At 74.0% G+C, this 21,998-nt stretch carries 22 protein-coding genes; 9 read left to right on the top strand and 13 right to left on the bottom strand.

What is annotated here, in order from left to right; genetic code table 11:
* From AR3_RS08530 to AR3_RS08480, 11 genes are all read right to left on the bottom strand, one after another.
* Window positions 1–2,071, bottom strand: a 2,071-nt coding sequence (locus AR3_RS08530) for a sensor histidine kinase (protein ID WP_157406636.1), incomplete at its 3' end; no start/stop codon positions are given.
* Window positions 2,072–2,075: 4 nt separating this feature from the next.
* The gene (locus AR3_RS08525; protein ID WP_067911129.1) at window positions 2,076–2,417 is read right to left on the bottom strand and encodes a hypothetical protein; all 342 of its coding nucleotides are present in this window, start codon (window positions 2,415–2,417) and stop codon (window positions 2,076–2,078) included.
* Window positions 2,418–2,577: 160 nt separating this feature from the next.
* The gene (locus AR3_RS08520) at window positions 2,578–3,126 is read right to left on the bottom strand and encodes an ATP-binding protein (protein WP_067911126.1); all 549 of its coding nucleotides are present in this window, start codon (window positions 3,124–3,126) and stop codon (window positions 2,578–2,580) included.
* A 43-nt stretch (window positions 3,127–3,169) separates the two neighbouring features.
* On the bottom strand, window positions 3,170–3,745 hold the full coding sequence (locus AR3_RS08515; RefSeq protein ID WP_067911124.1) for a PadR family transcriptional regulator: 576 nt from the start codon (window positions 3,743–3,745) through the stop codon (window positions 3,170–3,172).
* Window positions 3,746–3,820: 75 nt separating this feature from the next.
* Window positions 3,821–5,986, bottom strand: coding sequence for a fatty acyl-AMP ligase (locus AR3_RS31665; RefSeq protein ID WP_067911121.1), 2,166 nt, complete (start codon window positions 5,984–5,986; stop codon window positions 3,821–3,823).
* A gap of 5 nt (window positions 5,987–5,991) precedes the next feature.
* Entirely contained in the window at window positions 5,992–7,785 is a 1,794-nt protein-coding gene (locus AR3_RS08505) for an acyl-CoA dehydrogenase family protein (protein WP_067911160.1), read from the bottom strand.
* 49 nt (window positions 7,786–7,834) lie between these two features.
* Window positions 7,835–8,245 (bottom strand): nuclear transport factor 2 family protein, encoded by a 411-nt coding sequence (locus tag AR3_RS08500; protein WP_083951119.1) that lies wholly within the window; start codon window positions 8,243–8,245, stop codon window positions 7,835–7,837.
* Window positions 8,242–8,970, bottom strand: coding sequence for an SGNH/GDSL hydrolase family protein (locus tag AR3_RS08495; RefSeq protein ID WP_217998495.1), 729 nt, complete (start codon window positions 8,968–8,970; stop codon window positions 8,242–8,244). The genes AR3_RS08500 and AR3_RS08495 overlap by 4 nt, the downstream gene beginning before the upstream one ends.
* Window positions 8,971–9,047: 77 nt before the next feature.
* On the bottom strand, window positions 9,048–9,710 hold the full coding sequence (locus AR3_RS08490) for an SGNH/GDSL hydrolase family protein (RefSeq protein WP_067911113.1): 663 nt from the start codon (window positions 9,708–9,710) through the stop codon (window positions 9,048–9,050).
* Window positions 9,710–9,967 (bottom strand): acyl carrier protein, encoded by a 258-nt coding sequence (locus tag AR3_RS08485; RefSeq protein ID WP_067911111.1) that lies wholly within the window; start codon window positions 9,965–9,967, stop codon window positions 9,710–9,712. The genes AR3_RS08490 and AR3_RS08485 overlap by 1 nt, the downstream gene beginning before the upstream one ends.
* A gap of 629 nt (window positions 9,968–10,596) precedes the next feature.
* Complete coding sequence (locus tag AR3_RS08480) at window positions 10,597–11,190, bottom strand: histidine phosphatase family protein (protein ID WP_067911110.1); 594 nt, start codon at window positions 11,188–11,190, stop codon at window positions 10,597–10,599.
* Window positions 11,191–11,648: 458 nt separating this feature from the next.
* Here AR3_RS08480 and AR3_RS08475 point away from each other — a divergent pair, with 458 nt between their 5' ends.
* The 9 genes from AR3_RS08475 to AR3_RS08435 all read left to right on the top strand — a co-directional run bounded on the left by AR3_RS08475 (window position 11,649) and on the right by AR3_RS08435 (window position 20,977).
* Window positions 11,649–13,160 (top strand): rhamnulokinase, encoded by a 1,512-nt coding sequence (locus tag AR3_RS08475; protein WP_067911109.1) that lies wholly within the window; start codon window positions 11,649–11,651, stop codon window positions 13,158–13,160.
* The gene (locus tag AR3_RS08470; protein ID WP_106258290.1) at window positions 13,160–14,179 is read left to right on the top strand and encodes an autoinducer 2 ABC transporter substrate-binding protein; all 1,020 of its coding nucleotides are present in this window, start codon (window positions 13,160–13,162) and stop codon (window positions 14,177–14,179) included. Before AR3_RS08475 ends, AR3_RS08470 begins: the two co-directional genes overlap by 1 nt.
* Window positions 14,180–14,203: 24 nt before the next feature.
* A complete protein-coding gene (locus AR3_RS08465) occupies window positions 14,204–15,751 on the top strand; it encodes a sugar ABC transporter ATP-binding protein (RefSeq protein ID WP_067911108.1) in 1,548 nt (515 codons plus the stop codon).
* A complete protein-coding gene (locus tag AR3_RS08460; protein WP_067911095.1) occupies window positions 15,748–16,737 on the top strand; it encodes an ABC transporter permease in 990 nt (329 codons plus the stop codon). Before AR3_RS08465 ends, AR3_RS08460 begins: the two co-directional genes overlap by 4 nt.
* Window positions 16,734–17,843, top strand: coding sequence for an ABC transporter permease (locus tag AR3_RS08455; protein ID WP_217998494.1), 1,110 nt, complete (start codon window positions 16,734–16,736; stop codon window positions 17,841–17,843). Before AR3_RS08460 ends, AR3_RS08455 begins: the two co-directional genes overlap by 4 nt.
* Before the next feature lie 27 nt (window positions 17,844–17,870).
* Complete coding sequence (locus AR3_RS08450; RefSeq protein ID WP_067911093.1) at window positions 17,871–18,695, top strand: DeoR/GlpR family DNA-binding transcription regulator; 825 nt, start codon at window positions 17,871–17,873, stop codon at window positions 18,693–18,695.
* Between the two features lie 142 nt (window positions 18,696–18,837).
* Complete coding sequence (locus AR3_RS08445; protein ID WP_067911155.1) at window positions 18,838–19,632, top strand: aldo/keto reductase; 795 nt, start codon at window positions 18,838–18,840, stop codon at window positions 19,630–19,632.
* 110 nt (window positions 19,633–19,742) lie between these two features.
* Window positions 19,743–19,994, top strand: a complete 252-nt coding sequence (locus AR3_RS32065) for a hypothetical protein (RefSeq protein ID WP_227022988.1) — start codon at window positions 19,743–19,745, stop codon at window positions 19,992–19,994.
* 56 nt (window positions 19,995–20,050) lie between these two features.
* Window positions 20,051–20,977: a ribokinase gene (locus AR3_RS08435; RefSeq protein ID WP_067911088.1), complete on the top strand. Its 927-nt coding sequence runs from the start codon at window positions 20,051–20,053 to the stop codon at window positions 20,975–20,977.
* Here the strand turns inward: AR3_RS08435 and AR3_RS08430 are convergent.
* Together AR3_RS08430 and AR3_RS08425 are read right to left on the bottom strand one after the other, a co-directional pair.
* Complete coding sequence (locus AR3_RS08430) at window positions 20,944–21,483, bottom strand: DedA family protein (protein WP_083951115.1); 540 nt, start codon at window positions 21,481–21,483, stop codon at window positions 20,944–20,946. The two genes, AR3_RS08435 and AR3_RS08430, sit on opposite strands and share 34 nt — an antisense overlap.
* Window positions 21,484–21,535: 52 nt before the next feature.
* Complete coding sequence (locus AR3_RS08425) at window positions 21,536–21,982, bottom strand: PH domain-containing protein (RefSeq protein ID WP_227022987.1); 447 nt, start codon at window positions 21,980–21,982, stop codon at window positions 21,536–21,538.
* Window positions 21,983–21,998 lie beyond the last annotated feature (16 nt).

The following is a 21,998-nucleotide window of genomic DNA, read 5'->3' as shown; positions in this document are numbered from 1 at the left end:
CGGCCCGCGGGCCCGCCGGCCGGGGCGGCCCGGGCCGCGCGGCCGCCCCGGCGACCGCCTCGTCCTCGGGATGCTCCACCTCCACGATCAGCGACCGCGGGATCAGCACGACCGCGCTGACGCCGCCGTACAGCGACGGCTGGAGCGCGACCTTGACGCCGTGCCGCCCGGCGAGCCGCCCCACGACGAACAGCCCCAGCCGGTCGCTGACGGCCAGGTCGAACTCGGGCGGCTGCGACAGCCGCAGGTTCAGCGCCTCCAGCTCGGACTGGTCCAGCCCGATGCCGCGGTCGACGACGTCGACCGCGAACCCGTTGGCGCCCATCTCGCCGCGCACCAGCACCTCGGTCGGCGCCGGCGAGAACACCGTGGCGTTCTCGATCAGCTCGGCGAGCAGGTGCACGACGTCGGCGACCACCTCGCCGATCAGCGCGGCGCCGCCGGACACCACGACCACCTCGACGCGGGTGTAGTCCTCCACCTCGGCGACGGCGGCGCGCAGGACGTCCTCGACGTGCACGGGCCTGCTCCAGCCCCGGGCCGGGGTCGCGCCGGACAGGATGACCAGGCCCTCGGCGTGCCGGCGCATGCGGGTGGTGAGGTGGTCGAGACGGAACAGGTCCTCCAGCAGCTCCGGGTCGGAGGTGCGGCGCTCCATCTCGTCCAGCATGTGCAGCTGGCGGTGCAGCAGCGACTGGCTGCGCCAGGCGACGTTGAGGAACACGCGGCTGATGCCCTGCCGCAGGTAGGCCTCCCGCACGGCGGTGTCGATCGCGGTGCGCTGCACCTGGGTGAACGCCTCGCCGACCCGTGACACCTCCTTGGTCTTGCCGATGAGCAGGGGCGGCGCCTCGGCCTCCACGTCGACCTCTTCGCCGCGGCGCAGCCGCGCCACCACCCGGGGCAGGCGGTCGTTGGCCAGGTCGAGCGCGGCGCGTTGCAGACCGCGCAGCTCGCGCGACAGCCCGCGCGCCGCCAGCAGCGACAGCACGACGGACGCGACCACCGCGAGCAGGCCGAACCCGCCCGCCAGCACCAGCCGCCGCACGATCCGGTCGCCGATCGGCTCGGCCATGTCGTTCAGCGCCGCGCTCGCCTGGGTGAGCTGCTGCTCCCAGGCCCGCGCCAGCTGCGTCGTGGTCGCCTGCCAGGTCGCCGCCTCCGGCGGCAGCCGCCCCCCGGAGGAGGCGACGATGGCGGACTCGGCGGCCCGGTACCGCCGGTACTCCGGCGAGTCGACCAGGCGCTGCAGCGGCGCGCGGGTGGCGCCGTCCAGGTCCGCCATCCCGGCGTCGAACTCGCGCCGCCCGGCCGCCGCCCACTGGACGAACGCCAGGTGCTCGGCGGGGGTGAGCCGCCCGTCCCGCAGCAGCACCCCGGAGATCAGCGCGTCCTGGCGCATCATGTAGGCGCGCGCGTTGCCCACGCCGATCAGCGCCCGGCCCTGCTCGAAGATCGCCAGGTCGTTCACCAGCACCAGGTTGCTGAACACCTGGATGACCTTGTCCAGGACGGCGCTGTAGGAGTCGATGATCTCCAGCGCGTCCGCGTCGCCGGAGTCGACCCGGCCGCGGTACTGCGGCACCCGGTCCAGCCACCGCAGCGCCTCGGCCAGGCGCCGCTCGGTCTCCGGTTGGGCGGCGTCCCGCGCCTCGTCGGACAGGGCGCTCCTGCGGAACACCTGCTGGACGGCGTCCACCCGCGCCCGCTGCGCCGCCAGGCGCCGCCGGTGCTGCGGGTCGCGCCCGGCCATCGCCACGACGCTCAGCGAACGCTCCTGCTGGAGCTGGTTCACCAGGTACAGGCCCGGCCGGACGATCTTCTCGTACGTCGTCGAGAAGTCGTACTTGTCGAACGCGGGCCCCAGGGTGAGGTTCGCGGCGAACGCCCACAGCGCGATCAGCGACGCCAGCGGGACCACCAGCAGACCGGTGATCCGCAGGCGGATCGAACGCTTGCGGCGGCCGGCGCGGGGCGCCCCGCCCTTGTCCGGTTCTCCCTTGCGTCCGGTGCCCGGCGCGTCGCCGGCCGCGGCGTCCGGCGGGAAGGGCACCGATTCCTCGTCGGCCATCACGTCACTCCTCACCGGTGGCGGCGCGTGCGACCAGGTCGCGGAGCCGCGCGGTGATCATCGCCACCGCCTCCCGATGACCGCGTTCGGCCCGCTCCCGCGTGGTGTACCGGCCGACGTCGACGTGCGTCGTCGGGTCGGATACGAGTGTCTGCCATAGCAGTGGCCTTCCGTTCGCGGCGAATCCCAGGTCGGTCACGGTGAACCAGGTGGAGACGGCCACCACGACCGGCCCGACGCGGATCACGTCCTGGGCGAGCAGGCGCGCGTCCGCGTCGAGCAGGAGCCGTTGCGCCTCGTCCGCCGTGGCGGGGCTCCCGTCCGCCCGGTACCAGTCCACGGACATTGACATCCCCATCGCTGCCGATTCAGCCGTCTCCGTGGCGTTTCTGACGATCCGTAAATCGACATGTAAACCCGCATGGCGCGTCCGTTCCGGAAAGGGGCGGTCACAGTGGCTTCGGCGGTGCGGCAGCGGGGGGCGCGTCGAGCGCCGGACGCCGCGATCAGGCGGGGCCGGCGTGCGGCCAGGCGCGCAGCTCGCACCAGACCGACTTGCCGCGGGCGGTCTGCTCGGCGCCGTGCCGGTCGGCGATCGCCGCGACCAGCAGCCAGCCCCGGCCCGTCTCCTCCAGCAGGTCCACCCGCCGGGTGCGCGGGGCGGACGGGCTCGGGTCGTGCACCTCGATGCGCAGCAGGGCGCCGACGCGCAGCAGGCGCAGCCGGAGCGCGCCGGCGCCCGGGCAGGCGCCGGCGGCGTGGCGGACGGCGTTGGTGACCAGCTCCGACACCAGGATCTCGGCGTCGTCGCGGACGTGGGGGAAGGCGAATCCGGCGCCCTCGGCGGTCAGCAGGGCTCGGCAGAAGGCGCGGGCGCGGGGAACGGAGGCGCTCGTCGCGCGCAGGTCCAGTTCGCCCAGCGGGACTCGGGCGGTGCGGGGAGACGGGGACGCGGGGTGGATCGGGAACGCGGCGGTCGCCGGGGGAGGCGCCTTCGCGCTCAGGGTCAGGGGGTCGCTTCTCGGTCGTTCGATGGTGCGATGTTCGCCCGACATGGTGGACGCCTCCTCGGGGTGGGGCGCTCAGGGGGCGGCGCGGTCATGCGCCCTCCTCGGCTCGGGCCGCGGTCCGCTCGCGCAGCAGCCGCGCGGTGCTCGTGAACCACTCGTAGTTCTCCTGCTCGAACCGCAGGCCCCGCAGGCAGGTGAGATAGGGGCCGATCGGGGAGCCGTGCCGCAGGTACGTCTCCTCGTCCATGTCGCCGCGCAGGTGCTCGAGGGTGCGCCGGAAGATCTCCACCTTGGCGGCGGCGATCTTCGCCCGCTCCTCCAGCTGCTCGATCACGGGCGCCGCGGAGATGTGGTCCACGGCCTGCACCATCACCAGCAGGTTCTCCCGGATGATGCCCGGCTTGGCCGGGGTGGCGGCGAACCGCTCCAGTTCCTCCAACCCGGCCTGGGTGACGGTGTAGACGCGCTTGTTCGGACGGTCGTGCTGGATGACCCGTCGTCCGCGGATGAGCCCCTCGGCCTCCAGCTTGGCCAGCTCCGAGTACAGCTGCTGCGGCACGGCGTGCCAGAAATTGGAGACCGACACGTCGAAGATCTTCGCCAGCTGGTAGCCGCTGTACTCGCCGTCGAGCAGCGCCGCGAGCACCGCATGACGTAGCGCCATGGCCCATGTCTCCCTGCTTGACTCAGGGTGGTGTCCGACGTTAGCACCCACCTATCGGAACAGTCACCGTTTTGACTAAGAAATTCTCAGATGGGCGGAGTGCCGGATGTGGCCGCCCGCCCCCGCGGTCCGCGCCGGCGGCGGCGCCGCGCCCGGTGCGAGGTCCGCGGCGAGCGCGGCGATGCGCCCTTCCAGGAAGTCCCGCCGGGTGAGGCGGCGCTGGATCTTGCCGCTGGTGGTCCGCCGCACCGCGCCCCGCGCGGCCAGCACGACGCTCACCGCGGGCAGCCCGAACGCGCGGGCCACCCGCTCCTTGGTGCGCGCGGCCAGCTCCTCCAGCGGCGTCCCGTCCGCCGCGGCCGGGTTGATCTCCTGCACCACGACGACCTGCTCGGCGCCGCCCGCGTCCGCGGCGGCCGGCTCGTCGGGGGCGTCCAGGCTGAACGCGGCGCTGGTGCGCGCCGCCGGGTGCGCCGCCCGCGCCGCCTCCTCGATGTCGTGCGCGTACAGGTTGCGGCCGTTGACGATGATCACGTCCTTGATGCGCCCGGTGACGTACAGCTCGCCGTCCAGGCGGAACCCCAGGTCCCCGGTGCGCAGGTAGGGGCCGGCCCCGTCGGCCGTCCGGGCGTCGAAGACCGCGCGCGTCGCCTCCGGGTCGCGCCAGTAGCCGCGGGCGACGCTGCCGCCGCGCACCCAGATCTCGCCGACGCGTCCGTCCGGAAGCGGGACGCGGGTGCCCGGATCGACGACGCGCACGTCCAGCGTGACCGGGCGTCCGCTGCTCACCAGCCGCCGCACCTTCGCTTCAGGGAAGGTCGCGTCCGCAGCCCCGGCATCCGCCGAGGACGCCGCGTCGACGCACGCCGAGGACGCGGCGTCGGCGTGCGTCGGGTCTGTAGCGTCGGCGTTCGCAGGGGACACGGTGTCGGTGTGCGTCGGGCGCACGGTGTCGGGATGCGCCAGGGAGACAGTGTCGGCGTGCCCTGGGTCGGCGGCGTTGGTGTCCGTCGGAGACGTGGTGTCGGGAAGCGTCGGGGACGTGGTGTCGGCGTGCGCCGGATCCGCAGCCTCGGCGGGCGTCGCGGACGCGGTGTCGAGGCGCCTCGGGGGCGCGGGAGCGGGACGCGCGAGCGGCGCCGGGACGGGGACGGCCTCGCCGCGGGCGAGCGCCTCGGCGTCGAAGGAGCGGATCACCGGTCCGGAGCCGAACGGCGCGGCGCTGATCAGCAGCGTCGTCTCGGCCATCCCGTAGCAGGGCATCCAGGCCTCCCGCCGGAATCCGACCGGCCCGAAACGCGCCGCCATCCGCTCCAGCGTCGCCGCGCGGACCGGCTCGGCGCCGTTCTTGACCGTCCGCAGCGAGGACAGGTCCAGGCCGTCCAGTTGCGCGTCGGTGACCCGGCGCAGGCACAGCTCGTAGCCGAAGTTCGGCGCGACCGTGATCGTCGCCCGGTACCGGGTGATCAGCTCCAGCCACAGCACCGGCCGCTTGATGAACGCGATCGGCGAGGTGAACACGTAGCGGCACCCGAGGTACAGCGGCTCGAGCAGCTGCCCGACCAGCCCCATGTCGTGGAAGTGCGGCACCCAGCCGACCCCCACGGTGTCGGCCGACCCGCGGATGCGGCGCTTGATCTCCTCTCCGTTGTGAAGGAGGTTCCCGTGGGTGACGACCACGCCTTTCGGGGCGCTCGTCGAGCCCGACGTGTACTGCAGGAAGGCCGGGGTGTCCGCGTCGATGCGCGGCATGGACCAGCCGTCCGGATCGACACCGGCGCCGGTCAAGATCGTCTCGGTGTCCAGACACCGGACCCGCCCTGTCAGCCCCGCCCCCGACAGCCACGCGTCGAGGGCCTCGCGGTGCGCCGCGTCGGTGAGGACGCACGTGATGCCGGCGTCCTCGATGATGCGCAGGGTGCGTTGCGCCCGGCCCGCGTCGAGCTCGGGAAGCGGCGCCGGGACGGCGACGGCCCGCGCGAACAGGCAGCCGAGGAACGCCGCAGGGAACTCCAGCCCCTCCGGGTAGAGCAGCAGGACGGGTGCGTCCCGCAGGCCGCGCTCCTCCAGCAGGCGCGCCAAGGCGCGCGCCCGCCGTTCCAGCTCGGCGAATCCGAGGTCGGCCGACCGGTACCGGCGCCCCGGACCCGGCTCCTCGTCGACGAAGGTGAAGCCCCGCCCGTCGCCGTGCGCCTGGGCGGCGTCCCGGACGACCGACACGAAATCGCTGCGCTCCCGCATCGGTCTCACCTCTCCGGCAGCGGGGACGGCAGGTCGTCGGCCAGGGCCGTCAGGGAGAACCACCGGCGCTCGTCGCGGCAGCGCGCCATCGCCTCCTCCAGCGGCGGCACGTGCTCCTCGGGAAGCGCGGTGTCGGGGCGGACGCGCTGCAGGAGCCGGTGCAGGCACAGCACGAGCCACCGCCCGTCCGCGAAGGCGCCGCCGAACACGCGGCGGTTGTGCAGCCAGGTGAGCATGCACGAGACCATCGCGTGGATCTCGCAGTAGCGCCGCGCCCGGCCGAGCGCAGCGACCGAGGAGCTGTCCTCCGGGGCGGACAGGACGCCCTTGCGCAGGTCGGCGCGCAGGTCGTCGATGACGGACACCAGGTCGGCCAGGGCGGACGCCACGCCCGGGGCCGCGTGCACCGCGGCCTCCGCCACGACGGCCCCGGCGGTCTCCTCGAACCGCGCCCCGATCTCGTCGCGGCCCTCGTTGGTGAGGCGGAGCGCGCGGCCGTCGGGACGCCAGGGCGGCGGCGCCTGCGTCCAGGTGAACAGGTCGGCGAGCAGGTCGCCTCCGGCCTCGCGGTCCGTCGCGCCGCCGGCGGCGTCCACGACGAGGTACGGCAGCTGGGCGGCGACGTTGGCGAGGTTGACGTGCGTCGTCCCCTCGAACACGCTCGCGATGGCGTGGTCGCGCTGCAGCTTCTGGAACGCGCCGTGGGCCACGCCTTCCCGCAGGTAGCCGCGGGCCGCCAGCACGGTGCCGATGGCGGCCACGACCTCCTCGCCCTGCACGGGCACGAAGTACTTGACGATGGACGACCACAGGCTGAGCCGTTCGGGCGCCACCGTCAGCGCCCGCGCCACCGGGAGCGCGGTGCACTCGGCGATCAGCAGGTCGAGGTGGGACTTCAGCAGCAGGTCGCGGATGACCGGGATGCGGTAGATCTCCGCCCCGTAGAGCGTGCGCCGCCGCGCGTAGTCCATGCCGATGCGCACCACCGCGTCCATGGTGCCGAGCGACAGCGCCGCGATGGCGGTGCGGGTGATCTGCAGCGTCTTGAGCGTCTGGACGAGCCCGGCGCCGGGCCGGCCGATGACGCATCCGGCGGGCAGCCGCGCCCCGGCGAACTCCACGCCGCTCAGGTCGTGGCCGCGCAGGCCCACCGTCCGGACCGGCGGCAGCGCCGACCAGCTCGCCGGGTCCAGCTCCTCCTTGTCGACCAGCAGCAGGGAGAAGTCGCGCGGGGCCGTCTTGGCGTAGGCGGTGACGAACCGCCCGCGCGTGGCGTTGCCGACCGGCCATTTGACGCCGGTGAGGACCAGGCCGTCCCCGTCGGCCTCGGCGCGGGCCTCGCACGCCGTGACGTCGCTGCCGTGGTCGGCCTCGGAGACGCCGAAGCAGGCCAGGTCGCCGCGCAGCACTCCCTCGGCGACGGTCTTCTGCTGCCGGGGGTCGCCCCAGAGCCACACCGGGTTGACCGCCAGCAGCCCCGAGCCGTACATCACCGCCACCGTGACGCTCCGCCGGGAGACGGCGCGAGTGACCAGGAACAGCTCCTCCAGGGACGTGAGGCGTCCGCCGAGGTGGCGCGGGACCAGGTAGGCGGGGAAGCCCCAGGCCCGGACCGCCTCGACCGCGCCGGGGGGCAGCTCGTCGCGCTCCTCGGCCTCGACGATGGCCTTGTAGGAGAACGGCCCGGACTCGTCGTCCATCGGGTCGCCCAGGTAGGCGTCCAGGTCGGCGGCGATCCCGTGCGCCGGGGACAGCCGCGCCTGGACGGGGTGCGTGGGCGTGTGCGTCTGTCTGTCCATGAATCCGACCCCCTCGTGCGGGTCCATCGCGTTCGGGGCCGCCGCGCGGTCAGCGGGCGGACGCCGCGGGCCGCTCCAGCCGTCGGCCGACCAGCCGGGCCAAGGTCATCGCCGCGGGCAGCGGCCGCACCATCACCGTCAGCTCGGTGACCAGACCGTCGTCGCCGAACCTCAGCAGGTCCACGCCCTGCACGCGGGTGCCCCCGGCGCGCGCGCGGAAGATCAGCGCGTGGCCCGGCGGCGGACCGTCCGGAGCGGACGGGGCGATGCTCACCAGCTCGTCGATGTAGTGGAAGTCCTCGAAGATCTCCATGAGGACGCGCAGCAGCCGGACGACCGCGTCCCGGCCCCGGTAGGGCCGCACGACCACCGGGCTGTGGAGCTCGATGTCCGGATCCAGGGTCCGAGCGATCGCGGCGAGGTCGCGCGCCTCCACCGCCGCCCGGAACGTCCCCCTCACGACGGCCGCCCCTGCGCCAGGGCGCCCGCCGGGACGTGGGGCGCCGCGGCCCGGGCGAGGTCGTCGGCCCACGCCCGGTAGCCGGCGGGGGAGGGGTGGAAGCCGTCGGAGGCGAACAGCCTCCGGTCGCGCGCCATGGCCTCGTCCATGGGCGCGTGGACGGCGCCGTGCGCGCGGGCCGCCTCCCGCATGATCCGGTCCATGGCGCGCGCCCGGGCGCCGACCACCAGCCGCAGCGGCTGCGGCAGCGCCGGGAACCGGTGCACCGGCGGCATCCCCGCGAGCAGCACCGTCGCGTCGCGGTACGCGCCGCGCACCCCGGTGATGAGGGCGGCCAGGTCGTCGGCCCAGGCCCGCAGCGGGCGCCGCCGGATCAGGTCGTTGATCCCGACGGTGACCACCACCAGATCGGGGGCGGTGCCGTTCAGCGCGGGCACCAGGTCGGTGACCACCCGGCGGGCCGTCGCCCCGCTGCGTCCGGCGACCGACCAGGCCACGCTCCGGCCGAGCCGTTCGCGCAGCGCCGCGGCCAGGAAGCCGGGCAGCGCCTCGGCGTGCGCCGACGCCCCCACGCCCACGGCGGTGGAGTCGCCGATCACCAGCAGCCGGAAGGCGGGCGCGCCGGAGCCCGCGACGCCGTGCTCGGCGCCGGTCGCGGGGGCGAGCCGCGGCGTGCCGCGGGCCGTGCGCCGCGCCTGGACGAGCAGCACCGGCGCGAGCGGCACCGCCGCCGCCGTCCGCCAAATGTCGGCCAGGTGCGAAAAGAAACGGTGATCCGGGCCGGACAAGAAAGAACTTTTCGTCATCTCCACCCCATTCTGGTGCGGTGCACCGGTGTGCCGGGCGTCCGTTCGCCCAGCAGTTCCTCGGCGATGGGCGCGATCACCTCCGCCACATAGGCGTGCCCCGCCGGATTGAGATGGATTCCGTCCGCGCTCCACAGCTCCGGATCGTTCACCCGGGGCAGCGCTTCCGGCGGAATGAACCTCATTCCCCGTTTTCCGGCGGCGCGTCGGAGCTCCTCGTTGAAGGCGTCAATTCTCTGCCGGGTCCGCTTCCTGCGGAACGCCGACATGGGAACCCGTTCCAGTAACGGCGGGCAGGGCACCGGCGCCGCGATCGCGACCGCCCCCGCCCGCCGCGCCCAGCCCAGCACCTCCCCGATGCGGTGCGCGGCGTCCGTCTCGTCGAAGCCCCCGATCGCGTCGTTCATCCCGCAGTTGAGCACGACCAGCCCCGGGCGCGCCGACCGCGCGGCGGGAAGCTGCTCGGCGGCCACCCGCGCGATGGTGGCCTCCGGCCGCCCGAAGTTGGCGACGCGGTCGCGGGGGAGTCCCAGCAGGTCGGCGAGCCGTCCCGCCCAGCCGATCCAGCCGCCGGCCGGGTCCGGGTCGTCCCGCCCCTCCGCGACGCTGTCGCCGAACACCACCAGGCGCCAGGGCGCGGCGCCGGGTCCGGCGGCCATCACGCGACGAGTTCGAGCAGGTAGTCGGTGAGCGACGCGACGGTCCCGCGGCGGCGGGCCTCGGCCACGTCGACCTCCACCTGCAGCCGGTCCTCGATGTCGCTGACGATGCTGAGCGCGTACACCGAGTCCACGCCGTACCGGGCCAGTTCCACCGTGGGGTCGATGTCATCGGGCGGCCGGTCCAGATAGAACGCGATCCGGTCAACAAGCCACATTTGAAGCTCGTCGCGAGAAATAATTTCCGATCCGTTCATCGCGTTCCTCTCCTTTGCTGCGGGGCTTCGGATTGGGCGTGATCGGCGTCGGATGGAAGATACCCGCCTCCTCACTGGCTGTCACGGCCCCGGTAGTGGGCCATTAGGGTGCACTGTTTTCTGCACTGCAAATTGCAGATTCGCCTGCGGAGAAAGGGGCGCTAAACGCGGCTCGCCGACGGGTGCCCGATATGGGCCCAATCCGGTCGCCCGTTGTGGGCCGCCCGCCGGCGCCGTCCCGCCGCCGGCCGCCGCGCGGCGCCCCGACCTTGAGGTTTCCGTCGGCGCCGCGCACCGCATGGCGACGCACCGCTGCCGATATTGGGCGCTTCTCCGCGGGATTTGGGACCGGGTCCGTGCCGGTGCGCGACGCCGTCGGGCGCCCCGACATGACCCGATGGTGACAGCTAGCTCACCTTGCTGGTGGGGCCCGTCCCGCCGCGCGACAGACGACGGAACCGTGTGCGAGAAGGCGTTCCGCACACGGTCCTGCGGCTGGATCGCTCCCGGCGTGGTGCTCCGTTGCGGCCGCGCCGATGCCCGCGCCGGAGGGTCTCCGCCCCAAGCGGCGCCTGGAAGGCGACACACGGGACGGGGCGGCCGGCCGTTGCCGTGCGCGGACCCCGCGCTCAGGTCGGCACGTTGTAGGCGATCAGGCCGACGTCCGCGCCGTCGACCTCCAGCTCGGTGACGGCGCAGTTGCGCACCCGCGGGAACACGCGGCGGTAGCGCGGCAGCGGGATGCCGAGCAGTTCGCAGAGGGCGAGCCGCATCAGGGTGTTGTGCGCGACGACCAGGACCCGCGCCCCGGGATGCGCGGCGGCGACGCGGCGCAGGGCGGCGGCGCCGCGGGCGGCGGCCTCGCGAGGGTCCTCGGCGCCGGGGAACGGGGTGTTCACCGGGTCGGCGCGGAACGCGGCGACCTGGTCGGGAGGCAGTTCGGACAGGGTGCGGCCCTCGGCGGAGCCGAAGTCGACCTCGGCCAGGTCGGCGTCCACGGTGAGGGGCAGGCCGAGGGCGGCCGCGGCCGGGGCGGCGGTGGCGCGGGCGCGGCCGAGCGGGGAGGCCCACAGCGCCTCGATCCCGGCGCGCTCGGCCCAGCGGCCGAGCGCCTCGGCCTGGCGGCGGCCGGTGTCGCTGAGCGCGACGTCGCTGACGCCCGCGTACCGGTTCTCGGCGTGCCACACCGTCTCGCCGTGCCGGGCTACGAAGAGCGTTGTCACGTGGTCGTCCCGTCGTTCTCGCGCGGCGGCCCCGGCCGACCCGCCGCCTGGTTCCCTGGCCTCGACGAACCGAGCGTACGGTGTCGTGCAACGTTCCACGCAGCCGTTCCGCGCTCGTGCGGCGCCCCCGGGGGTTCGTGCGGCCGTCGGTCGGTGCGCGGGCCGCGGCGGGTCCGCGCACCGACAACGAGGGGAACGGCGCGCCCGTCAGATCGCGGTTCGTCTTGTGAAGTTATAGATGTTGAGCGTTAAGACGGCAAGCGGGCCGGTGGAAGGCGCGTCGTCCAGGGGGATCGACCGTCGGTCGGCGAGGACCGGCGACAGTGCTCTCGGCTGGGATGTTGCCGCGACGTCCCGGTGAGATTCACAAATCCGTAACAGACCCTTGACGCTGTGGATCTTCGTGTTACAGGCTCCTGTGAACTCCATCACCTCGGGTGTTATCTGCTGGAGGGCACATGAGCGGGCGTCCCCGCGCCGTCGTCGCCGCCGACCTCGGCGCCGAGAGCGGCCGCGTGGTCCTCGGAAGGTTCGACGGCACCCGCGTCGAACTCACCGAGGTGCACCGCTTCCCCAACGGGCCGCGCCGCGTCGGCGGCCTGCTGCGCTGGGACCTGGAGCACCTGTGGTCGCAGGTGCGCACGGGCCTGGCGAAGGCGGGCGACCTGGCCGGCCGCGTCGACGCGGTCGGCGTGGACAGCTGGGGCCTGGACTACGGCCTCCTCGACGCAGGCGGAGAGCCGCTGGCCGACCCCGTCAGCTATCGCGACCCCCGCACTCGGGGCGTGCTCGCCGAGGCCGTGCGCCGCGTCGGCGCCGAACGCCTGTACGCCGAGACCGGCACCCAGCTGATGGAGGTCAACACCGTCTACCAGCTCATGGCCGAGGCCGACGGCGGGACCCTGCGGGACGCGGCGACGCTGCTGATGATGGCCGACCTGTTCCACCACCGGCTGTCGGGCGCGACCGTCAGCGAGCACACCGCGGTCAGCACCACCGGCGCCTACGACATCACGCGCCGCGCCTGGGCGACCGGCCTGCTGGACGACCTGGGCGTGCCGACCCACATGCTGCCCGAGGTGGTGGACGCGGGCACCGATCTCGGCCCGGTGCTGCCCGCCGCGCTCGACCATCCCGCCTACGCCGGCGCCCGCGTGATCGTCCCCGGGGCGCACGACACCGCCAGCGCCGTCGTGAGCGTCCCGTTCGTCCACCCGGACGCCGGATACGTCTCCTCCGGCACCTGGTCGCTGGTCGGGGTGGAGACCGGCGCCGCGGTCGTCACCGAGGCTGCGCGCACGGCCAACCTGACCAACGAGGGCGGCGTGCGCGGCACCGTCCGGCTGCTGCGCAACTGCATGGGCCTGTGGCTCCTGCAGGAGTGCCGCCGCCAATGGGAGCGCGAGGGACGCCGGTACAGCTACGACGACCTGGTGCGGCTGGCCGAGTCGGCCCCTCCCTCCGCCGGCGTGGTCAACCCCGACCACCCCGGGTTCGTGCAGCCGGGCGACATGCCCGCCCGCATCCGCGACTACTGCCGCCGCACCGGCCAGCCGGTCCCCGACGGGCCGGGCGAGGTCGTGCGGTGCGTGCTCGACAGCCTGGCGCTGGGCTACCGGGCCGCGTTCGACGACATCGCCCGGGTCACCGGGCGTCCCGTGCCCGCCGTGCACATCGTCGGCGGCGGCTCGCGCAACACGCTGCTCAACCGGCTCACCGCCGACGCGACCGGGCTGCCGGTCGTCACCGGCCCGGTCGAGGCGACCGCGCTCGGCAACGTGCTGGTGCAGCTGATGGCGCTGGGGGAGCTGTCCGGCCTGGACGAGGCGCGCGCGGCGGTGCGGGCCGCCGCGCGCACGGGCGAGGTCGAGCCGTCCGACCCGGACCGCTGGTCGGACCTGTACGGCCGCCTGAGGGAATACGCGGCGGCCGACCAAGAGGCGGCGTTGGCCGACGAAAGGAGATCATGATGCGGCTGATCAGGACGGTCACCGTCGGTGTCGCGCTCGCTCTGACCGCGGCGGCGGGCCTCGCCGGGTGCAGCAAGAAGGACGGCGCCTCCGGGGGCTCGGGCGACGGCGAGGTCACGGTGGCGTTCGTGCCGAAGCTGCAGGGCATCCCCTACTTCGAGGCCATGAACACCGGCGGGCGCAAGGCCGCCGCCGACCTCGGCGTGGAGTGGATCTACAAGGGCCCCGCCACGGCCGACCCGGGCGCGCAGACCGAGGTGGTCAAGTCGCTGATCCAGCAGCGGGTCGACGTGCTGGTGGTGGCGCCCAACGACCCCGACTCGATGGCGCCGATCCTCAAGGACGCCCAGTCCCGCGGCATCAAGGTCATGACGTCCGACACCGACGCGCCCAACTCGGTGCGGGAGCTGTTCGTCAACCAGGCCACCGCCGAAGGCATCGGGCACGCCGTCACCGACGCGCTCATGGAGAAGATGGGCGGCAAGGGCAAGTACGCCATCGTCTCGTGCGGGCAGACCGCCGGGAACCTCAACTCCTGGATCGCGGTGCAGCGCAAATACACCGCCGAGAAGTACCCGGACGCCGAGATCGTCGACGTCGTCTACGCGGGCGAGGACGAGGCCAAGGCCACCTCCATGGCCAAGGACCTGATGAACGCCCACCCCGACCTGACCGGCCTGGTCGGCGAGTGCACCACCTCGGCGCCCGGCGTCGCCAAGGCCGTCCGCGAGACCGGCAAGATCGGCAAGGTGTTCACCGTCGGCGTCGGCACCCCGGCGTCGATGAAGCAGTACCTGGAGGACGGCTCGTCCAGCGCCGCCATCCTGTGGGACGTCGAGCAGCTCGGCTACCTCACGGTGTGGGCGGGCGTCCAGCTGAAGAAGGGCGCCCGGCTGCAGGCCGCGAACAAGGTCAACGACAAGCTGACCGCCGTGAAGTACTTCCCCGACCAGAAGATGCTGCTCCTCGGCGACCCGCTGCGGATCACCAAGGACAACGCCGGCGACTACGACTACTGATACGACTACCAAGAGGTCCGGCAAGTGGAGCGGGAGACCGAGGGCGACGAGCGGCCGCTGCTGCGGCTGGCCGGCGTCCGGCGCAGCTACGGCGGCGTGCAGGCGCTGCGCGGCGTCGACTTCGAGGTGCGCGCGGGCGAGGTGCACGCGCTGGTCGGCGAGAACGGCGCGGGCAAGTCCACCCTCATCAAGATCATCTCGGGGGCGGAGGCCGCCGACGCGGGCACCGTGGAGATGGCCGGGCGCGTCCTGCCGGGCGGCAGCACCGCCGCGGCGTTCGAGGCCGGCATCGCCACCGTCTACCAGGAGCCGCAGCTGTTCGGCGAGCTGCCGGTCGCGGAGAACATCTTCCTCGGCCGGGAGCTGCGCCGCCGCGGCCTGGTCGACCGCGCCGCGCAGCGCCGTCGCGCCGAGGAGCTGCTGCGCAGGCTCGGCCTCGACCCCGGCCTGGCCGACGTGCGCGTCGCCGACCTGCCGGTGGCGCGGCGGCAGCTGGTGTCGATCGCCAAGGCGTTCGCGCACGAGGCGAGGCTGCTGATCCTCGACGAGCCGTCGGCCATCCTCACCGACCGCGAGATCGAGGTGCTGTTCGACGTGCTGCGCTCGCTGCGCGCGCACGGCGTCGGCGTCGTCTACATCAGCCACCGCCTGGACGAGCTGACCGTCATCTCCGACCGCGTCACCGTGCTGCGCGACGGCCTGCGCGTCGCCACGCGCCCGACCGCCGAGCTGACCATCCGCGAGATCGCCCGGCTGATGGTCGGGCACGCGCCGGTCGGCGCGTCGCGGCGGCGGCCCGTGCCGGACGGCCCGGCCGTGCTGGAGGCGGCGGGACTGTCGCGGCGCGGCGCCTTCCAGGACGTGTCCTTCCAGGTGCGCGCCGGGGAGGTGGTCGCGCTGTTCGGACTGGTCGGATCCGGGACGGGGGCGATCGCGCGCGCCCTGTACGGGATCGACCCGCCGGACGGGGGCGTGCTGCGCGTGGCCGGGCGGGAGGTCCGCCCGCGCACCCCCGCCGACGCGGTCGCCGCGGGCGTGGCGATGCTGCCCGGCGACCGCAAGGCGCAGGGCGTGTTCGCGTCCAAGAGCATCGGCTTCAACATCTCCGTCGGCCACCTGCCGGCGCTGAGCCGCGCCCGCGTGTGGGTGGACCGGGCCCGCGAACGCGCCGTCGCGTCCGGGTTCATCGACCGCCTGCGCATCAAGGCGCCCGGCCCGGCGACGCCGGTCGGCACGCTGTCCGGCGGCAACCAGCAGAAGGTGGTGCTCGCCCGGCAGCTGGTGCAACGCCCCCCGGTGCTGGTGCTGGAGGAGCCCACCCAGGGCGTGGACGTCGGCGCCAAGGACGAGATCCACGACCTGGTGCTCGGCCTGGCCGACGAGGGAAGCGCCGTGCTCGTGGCGTCCAGCGACCTGCCCGAGACGATCCGGCTCGCCGACCGCGTCCTGGTGGTGCGGGGCGGGCGGATCGCCGCCGAGTTCCCGCGCGGCGCCGCGCAGGCCGACGTCCTGGCCGCCGCCGCGGGCGACGACGCGCCCCGGGCGGACGAGGAGACGGGAGAGGAGCGATGACCGCGCTCGCGCGGCCCCTGGCGCGGCGACCCGCGGCGGGGGCGATCGAGGGCCAGGAGGCGGTGCTCATCGGCGTGATCGCGCTGCTGTGGGCGGCGCTGGGCCTGTCGGTCGACACCTTCTTCACCGCGTCCAACCTGCAGAACATCCTCGCCACGGTGGCCCCCGTGACGATCATCGGGGTGGGGATGACGGCCGTCATCGTCACCGCGGGCATCGACGTGTCCGTCGGCAGCGCCATGGCCGTGGTCATGGTGATCGTGGCGCGGCAGCTGCGCGACGGCGGGCTGGCGTTCGCGCCCGCGGTCGGGCTGGCCCTGCTGATCGGCGCGCTGCTCGGCCTGGTCAACGGGGCGCTGGTGGCCTACCTGCGCGTGCACCCGATCATCATCACGTTCGGCACGCTCAACCTGTACCGGTTCGTCGCGCTGGAGATCTTCGACGGGCGGGAGGTGGCCGGGGTGCCCGGCACCCTCGGCCCGCTCGGCGGCGGCGCGGAGGGCCGCACCCTCGGGCTGCCGCACTCCTGGGTGCTGGCGGTCGCGCTGGCCGCGCTGATGTGGGCGTACATGCGGCACGTCCCGACCGGACGGCACCTGTACGCGATCGGCGGCGACGCGGAGGCGGCGCGGCTGGCCGGGGTCCGCGTGACCCGCCGGCTCCTCGGCGTCTACGCCCTCACCGGGCTGCTGGCCGGACTGGCCGCCTGCTGCGTGATCGGCGGCGGCGGGCTGGTGGCGCAGAGCGCCGGGACCGGCATGGAGCTGCAGGTCATCGCCGCCGTGGTGATCGGCGGCACGAGCATCCAGGGCGGCCGCGGCACCGTGCTCGGCACCGTGCTGGGCGCGCTGCTGGTCGGCACCGTCACCAGCGCGGTCACCCTCCTCGGCTGGCCGAACGAGCTGACCTCGCTGTTCATCGGAGTGTTCATCCTCGTGGCGGTCGGATCCGACCTGCTGCGCGAGCGCCGGAGGCGGTCCCTGTGACGACGACGGCGGAAGAGACGACCCGCGACGGGCAGGCCGTGAAGCGGCCCTCCCTCCCCGCCCGGCTGGGCCGGCTGCTGCTGCACGACCGGGTGGCGCTGCTGTGCCTGCTGCTGGTCGTGCTGGTCGCCTGGATGCAGGTGCTCGACAGGGGCGGGTACCTGCTCGGCCCCTACGACGCCGCGTACATGGCGGCGGCCCTGGAGTCGTTCGTGCCGCTGTGCGTCCTGGCGCTGGCCGAGACGCTGGTCATCCTGTCCGGGCGGGGCGGCATCGACCTGTCGGTCGGGGCGATGGTGAGCCTGACCGGCATGGCGTTCGGGTTCATGGTGGGCGAGTGGGGGTGGCCGCTGTGGCCGTCCCTGGCCGCGGCGCTGGCGTTCGGGACGGCGCTCGGCGCGGTCAACGGGTTCCTGGTGGCCGTGCTCGGCTTCCCGTCGCTGATCGCCACGCTGGCCACCGGCTACGCCTACAGCTCGCTGGCGCTGGTCAGCAACGACAACGCGCCGATCTCCACCAAGCCGATCCAGGACCTGCACGAGCTGACCAGCATGGTCGACCTGCCGTTCGGGCTGCCGCCGGTGCCCGAGCAGTTCTTCACGTTCCTGATCCCGTGCGTCGCGCTGGTGTGGCTGCTGCTCAACCGCACCGCGTTCGGACGCCGCCTGTACGCGGTCGGCACGAACGAGACCGCGGCGCGGTACGCGGCGGTGTCGGTGAGCGGGACGCGGTTCCGCGCGTTCGCGCTGGCCGGGCTGCTGTCGGGGGCGGCGGCGATCGTGACGGTCGGCCAGTTCGCCTCGGCGCGTCCCGACGCGGGGACCGTCGGCAACGGCATGGCCCTGCCCGCGATCACCATCGCGGTGCTCGGCGGGGTGGCCATCACCGGCGGCGCCGGCCGGGTCGGCGGCGTGGTCCTCGCGGCGCTGCTCGTGGTGTGGCTCAACGCCGGGATCCTGCTGTACTTCGAGGGATCGGCGGGCGCGCGCTTCCAGCTGCTCGCCCTCGGCCTGCTGCTGGTCGCCTCCACGTCGCTGAACGCGCCGGCCGGGCGCCGCCGACGGCGGCGACGCGGGCCGGCGGGGCGCACGGCGGGGCGCGCATAGGCCGCCGCAGACGCGAGGATGGTTGCCATGGAGAAAGGGGAGAGCGGCGCGCGGCCGGGCCGGGGCGACACCGCCGGGCGGCGGTCGCAGGGGCCGGCGGAACGGCAGCGGCTGATCGCCGAGCACGTGCTGGCGGAGGGGTCGGCGTCGGCCGCCGACCTGGCCGAGCGGTTCGGCGTCAGCCTGATGACGATCCACCGCGACCTGGACGAGCTGGAACGCCAGGGGGTGGTCCGCAAGTTCCGCGGCGGGGTCACCGCGCAGCCGTCGGGGGTGTTCGAGAGCAACGTCGCCTTCCGCCGCAAGTCGATGCGGGCGGAGAAGGAGGCGATCGCCGCGCACGCCGTGCGGCTGATCGAGCCGGGCATGGCGGTGATGCTGGACGACTCCACCACCACGCTGGCGCTGGCGGCGCGGCTGTCGGAGGTGACGCCGCTGACGGTGGTCACCAACTTCCTGGAGGGGCTGAACCTGCTGGCGCGGTTCCGCGGGATCCGGCTGATGGCGCTGGGCGGCGACTACGACGCCATGCACGACTCGTTCCTCGGCGTGTCCTGCGTGGAGGCGATCGAGTCGCTCAGCGTGGACCTGTGCTTCGTGTCGACCTCGGCGGTGTCGGCGGGCTACGCCTTCCACCAGGAGCAGCACATCGTGTCGGTGAAGCGGGCGATGCTCGCGTCGGCGGCCCGCAACGTGCTGCTGCTCGACCACACCAAGCTGGGCCGCACGGCGCTGCACCGGGTGGCGCCGCTGAGCCGGTTCGAACGGGTCATCGTGGACGCCGGGGCGTCCCCCGAGGCCCTGCGCGACCTCGACGAGCACAAGGTCGCCTACGACGTGGCGCCCCTGTGACCCGGCCGCGGGCCCCCGCGGCCGGGACCCGGATTCCCGGCCGCGGCGGGAGATCTGATATGCCGGTATGTGATCAACACGAGGTTTTCACGCAGGGGGTTTCGTGACCGTTCCCAACGTCACGTTCAACAACGGCGTCACCATGCCGCAGCTCGGCTACGGCGTGTGGCGGGTCCCCGACGCCGAGGCCGAGCGGGTGGTGAAGATCGCCCTGGACACCGGCTACCGCAGCGTCGACACCGCGGCGATCTACGGCAACGAGGAGGGCACGGGCCGCGCCCTGCGCGCCTCGGGCGTCCCGCGCGAGGAGGTGTTCGTCACCACCAAGCTGTGGAACTCCGAGCAGGGGTACGACTCGACGCTGCGCGCCTTCGACGCCAGCATGGAGCGGCTCGGCCTGGAGTACCTGGACCTGTACCTCATCCACTGGCCGATGCCCGCTCGCGACCGGTACCTCGACACCTGGCGGGCGTTCGAGAAGCTGTACAAGGACGGCCGCGTCCGCGCCATCGGCGTGTCCAACTTCACGGTGGAGACGCTCACCCGGCTGATGGACGAGACCGAGGTGGTGCCCGTCCTCAACCAGATCGAGCTGCACCCGTACCTCCAGCAGGAGGAGATGCGCGCCTTCCACGCCGAGCACGGCATCCTCACCGAGGCGTGGAGCCCGCTCGGCCAGGGCAAGGGCCTGCTGGACGACCCGGAGCTCGGCCGCCTGGCGGCCGAGCACGGCAAGACCCCCGCGCAGCTGGTGCTGCGCTGGCACCTGGAGCTGGGCAACGTGGTCATCCCCAAGTCGGTGACCCCGTCGCGCATCGCCGAGAACTTCGACGTGTTCGGCTTCGAGCTGACCGACGAGGACAAGGCCGCGATCGCCGCCCTCGACAAGGGCACCCGTTTCGGCCCGGACCCCGCCACGTTCGACGCGATGGGCTGAGACCCATCACCGCCGTGCCCGCCGACCGCACCAGTCGGCGGGCACGGCGTATTCGCGCACCCGACGACCCCGACGTGTAGTCGAATAAGCGCAGAACGTAATGTTGGCGCATGGGGGCGGATCGGGGGCACGTCGAACGCGCCTGCTGGGTGGGACCCGGCGGGTTGCGTGTCGCCGCCGTCCGGCTGAACGGCGCCCACCGGGTATGGGCGGACGCCGTCGGGATCCCCGCCGAAGTACAAGGCGCGTTCCTGGTCACCGACGGCGGCGCCTGCGTTGGCCGCGGCTACTACGCGACCGTCGAGGAACTGGCCGAGGTCGTCGACCTGGCGGCCCTGCGGCCTTGCGACCCCGAGGCGTGACAAACGGTGGCAAGCTTGACCCCACCGGTGTGCGGCGCGGTCGCGAGGAGGGACGGGTGCCGAAGAAGTTCGACGTCGTCGTGGTGGGGTCGGTCAACGCGGACCTGGTCGTCGGCGTCGAACGGCGGCCGGCGCCCGGCGAGACCGTGCTCGGCTCCGACCTGGCCACCTATCCGGGCGGCAAGGGCGCCAACCAGGCCGTGGCGGCCGCCCGCCTCGGCGGACGGGTCGGCATCCTGGCCCGGATCGGCGGCGACGGGCACGGCGGGCTCCTGCGGGACGCGCTCGCCGAGGCCGGAGTGGACCTGGGGCACCTGCTGGTCACGGAGGGGCCGTCCGGCGTCGCGCTCATCACCGTCGGGCCGGACGGCGACAACAGCATCATCGTGTCGCCCGGCGCCAACGCCCGCCTCACCCCGGACGACGTCGCCCGCGCCCGCGAGATGATCGCCTCGGCGGCCGTCGTGTCGTTCCAGCTCGAGGTGCCCGTACCGACCGTGCTGGCCGCGGCCCGGGCGGCCTGCGACGCCGGGGCGCGCGTCGTGCTCAACCTGTCGCCGCCCGCCCCCGTGCCCGGCGAACTGCTGGCCCTGTGCGACCCGCTGGTGGTGAACGAGCACGAGGCGGCGTTCCTGCTGGGACGGGAGGGCCGGACCGGCGCCGAAGCCGAACGCCGGACGCCGTCCGCGGTGGCCGAGGCGCTCCTGGAACGCGGCCCCCGTTCGGTGGTCGTCACACTCGGCGGGGACGGCGCCTTGGCGGCGGACGCGTCGGGCACCATCGCCGTCGCCGCCCCCAAGGTGGAGGTCGTGGACACCACAGGAGCGGGGGACGCCTTCACCGCCGCGCTGTGCCTGCGCCTTGCCCACGGCGACCCCCTGAAGGACGCCGTCCGTTACGCGACCCGGGTAGGGGCGGCGGCCGTGCGGGAATCGGGCGCCCAAAGCTCCTATCCCACGGCGGACGACGAACTGCCGCTCTGACCGGCGTCCGCGTCCGCGTTCGCACCGCCGTCCGCGCCGGAGCCGCGGCGGCGCCGCCGGACTGCCGCCCACACGCCCACGACGACGGCGACCGCGGCCACCAGCCCCGCCACCGCCAGCGGCGAGCGCCCGAAGAACTTCAGCCAGCCCCAGACGACCGCGTACCCGCCGACCACCCACGGCGGCGTCCACAGCAGCGACCCCAGCGCCGAGGCCAGCAGGTAGCGGGGGATCGGCATGCGGGTCACGCCCGCGCAGACGGGGATGGCGTGCCGGAGCCCCGCGACCCAGTGCGCCGCGAACACCGCCACCGCTCCGCGCCGGGCGACCAGCCGCTCGACGCGGCGCAGCCGCCGTTCGCCGATGCGCCGCCCCGCACGCGACGCGTAGACCCGCGGACCCACCCCGCGGCCGATCCAGTAGTACGCCTGGCCGCGCGCGAAGATGATCAGCACGGAGGCGACGACCGCCGCCCACAGCGGCATGCCCAGGAAGGAGTCCCGCATCGCGTCCCGGCCTCTCGCTCGTCGCCGTGTACCGAGCCGTTCTTAGGTAAGCCTAACCATCGTTGCGGGATGCGGTGCGGCCGCGGAGCCGTTCCAGCTCGGCCGCCACGTCGCGCACGTCGGCTCCGAGGTCGAAGAAGCTGAACAGGAACAGGTCGTCGGCGGTCTCGATCTCCAGCAGCCGGGTGTGCGTCAGCAGCCGCCGCCGCTCGTCCACCCGGACGGCGGTCACGTCGGACCAGGCCAGGCGGCGTCGCCCGGCGTACCCGCGCACCACGGTGACGCCGTCGGCGTCGGCCGCGACGCGCACCGGCGCCAGGACGTCGCGCAGCGCCAGCGCTGCCAGTCCCACCGCGGCGATCCCCGCCAGCAGCAGGAACTGCCGGTCCTCGGCCGACACGGCGGCCATGGCCGCCAGCACGGCGGCGGCCGCCGCCTTGACCGCCGCGTGCGCCGGAGGCACCCGCCAGCGCCGCTGCGCACCGCCTTCCTCGCTCACACCGGTCACGGTAGTC

It is taken from the genome of Actinomadura rubrobrunea NBRC 15275 (assembly GCF_001552235.1).
Classification (GTDB): Bacteria; Actinomycetota; Actinomycetes; order Streptosporangiales; family Streptosporangiaceae; genus Spirillospora; species Spirillospora viridilutea.
Note: the sequence above shows the minus strand (reverse complement) of the source record. Positions and strands in the feature narration are given on the sequence as shown.

Bases quoted from the DNA above. Each gene is read 5' to 3' on its own strand.
- AR3_RS08445 (WP_067911155.1), top strand. From the start codon at position 18,838: ATGCCGCAGCTCGGCTACGGCGTGTGGCGGGTCCCCGACGCCGAGGCC.
- AR3_RS08475 (WP_067911109.1), top strand. From the start codon at position 11,649: ATGAGCGGGCGTCCCCGCGCCGTCGTCGCCGCCGACCTCGGCGCCGAG.
- AR3_RS08470 (WP_106258290.1), top strand. From the start codon at position 13,160: ATGCGGCTGATCAGGACGGTCACCGTCGGTGTCGCGCTCGCTCTGACC.
- AR3_RS08460 (WP_067911095.1), top strand. From the start codon at position 15,748: ATGACCGCGCTCGCGCGGCCCCTGGCGCGGCGACCCGCGGCGGGGGCG.
- AR3_RS08485 (WP_067911111.1), bottom strand. From the start codon at position 9,967: ATGAACGGATCGGAAATTATTTCTCGCGACGAGCTTCAAATGTGGCTT.
- AR3_RS08515 (WP_067911124.1), bottom strand. From the start codon at position 3,745: ATGGCGCTACGTCATGCGGTGCTCGCGGCGCTGCTCGACGGCGAGTAC.
- AR3_RS31665 (WP_067911121.1), bottom strand. From the start codon at position 5,986: ATGCGGGAGCGCAGCGATTTCGTGTCGGTCGTCCGGGACGCCGCCCAG.
- AR3_RS08450 (WP_067911093.1), top strand. From the start codon at position 17,871: ATGGAGAAAGGGGAGAGCGGCGCGCGGCCGGGCCGGGGCGACACCGCC.
- AR3_RS08505 (WP_067911160.1), bottom strand. From the start codon at position 7,785: ATGGACAGACAGACGCACACGCCCACGCACCCCGTCCAGGCGCGGCTG.
- AR3_RS08520 (WP_067911126.1), bottom strand. From the start codon at position 3,126: ATGTCGGGCGAACATCGCACCATCGAACGACCGAGAAGCGACCCCCTG.
- AR3_RS08430 (WP_083951115.1), bottom strand. From the start codon at position 21,483: ATGCGGGACTCCTTCCTGGGCATGCCGCTGTGGGCGGCGGTCGTCGCC.
- AR3_RS08525 (WP_067911129.1), bottom strand. From the start codon at position 2,417: ATGTCCGTGGACTGGTACCGGGCGGACGGGAGCCCCGCCACGGCGGAC.
- AR3_RS32065 (WP_227022988.1), top strand. From the start codon at position 19,743: ATGGGGGCGGATCGGGGGCACGTCGAACGCGCCTGCTGGGTGGGACCC.
- AR3_RS08490 (WP_067911113.1), bottom strand. From the start codon at position 9,710: ATGGCCGCCGGACCCGGCGCCGCGCCCTGGCGCCTGGTGGTGTTCGGC.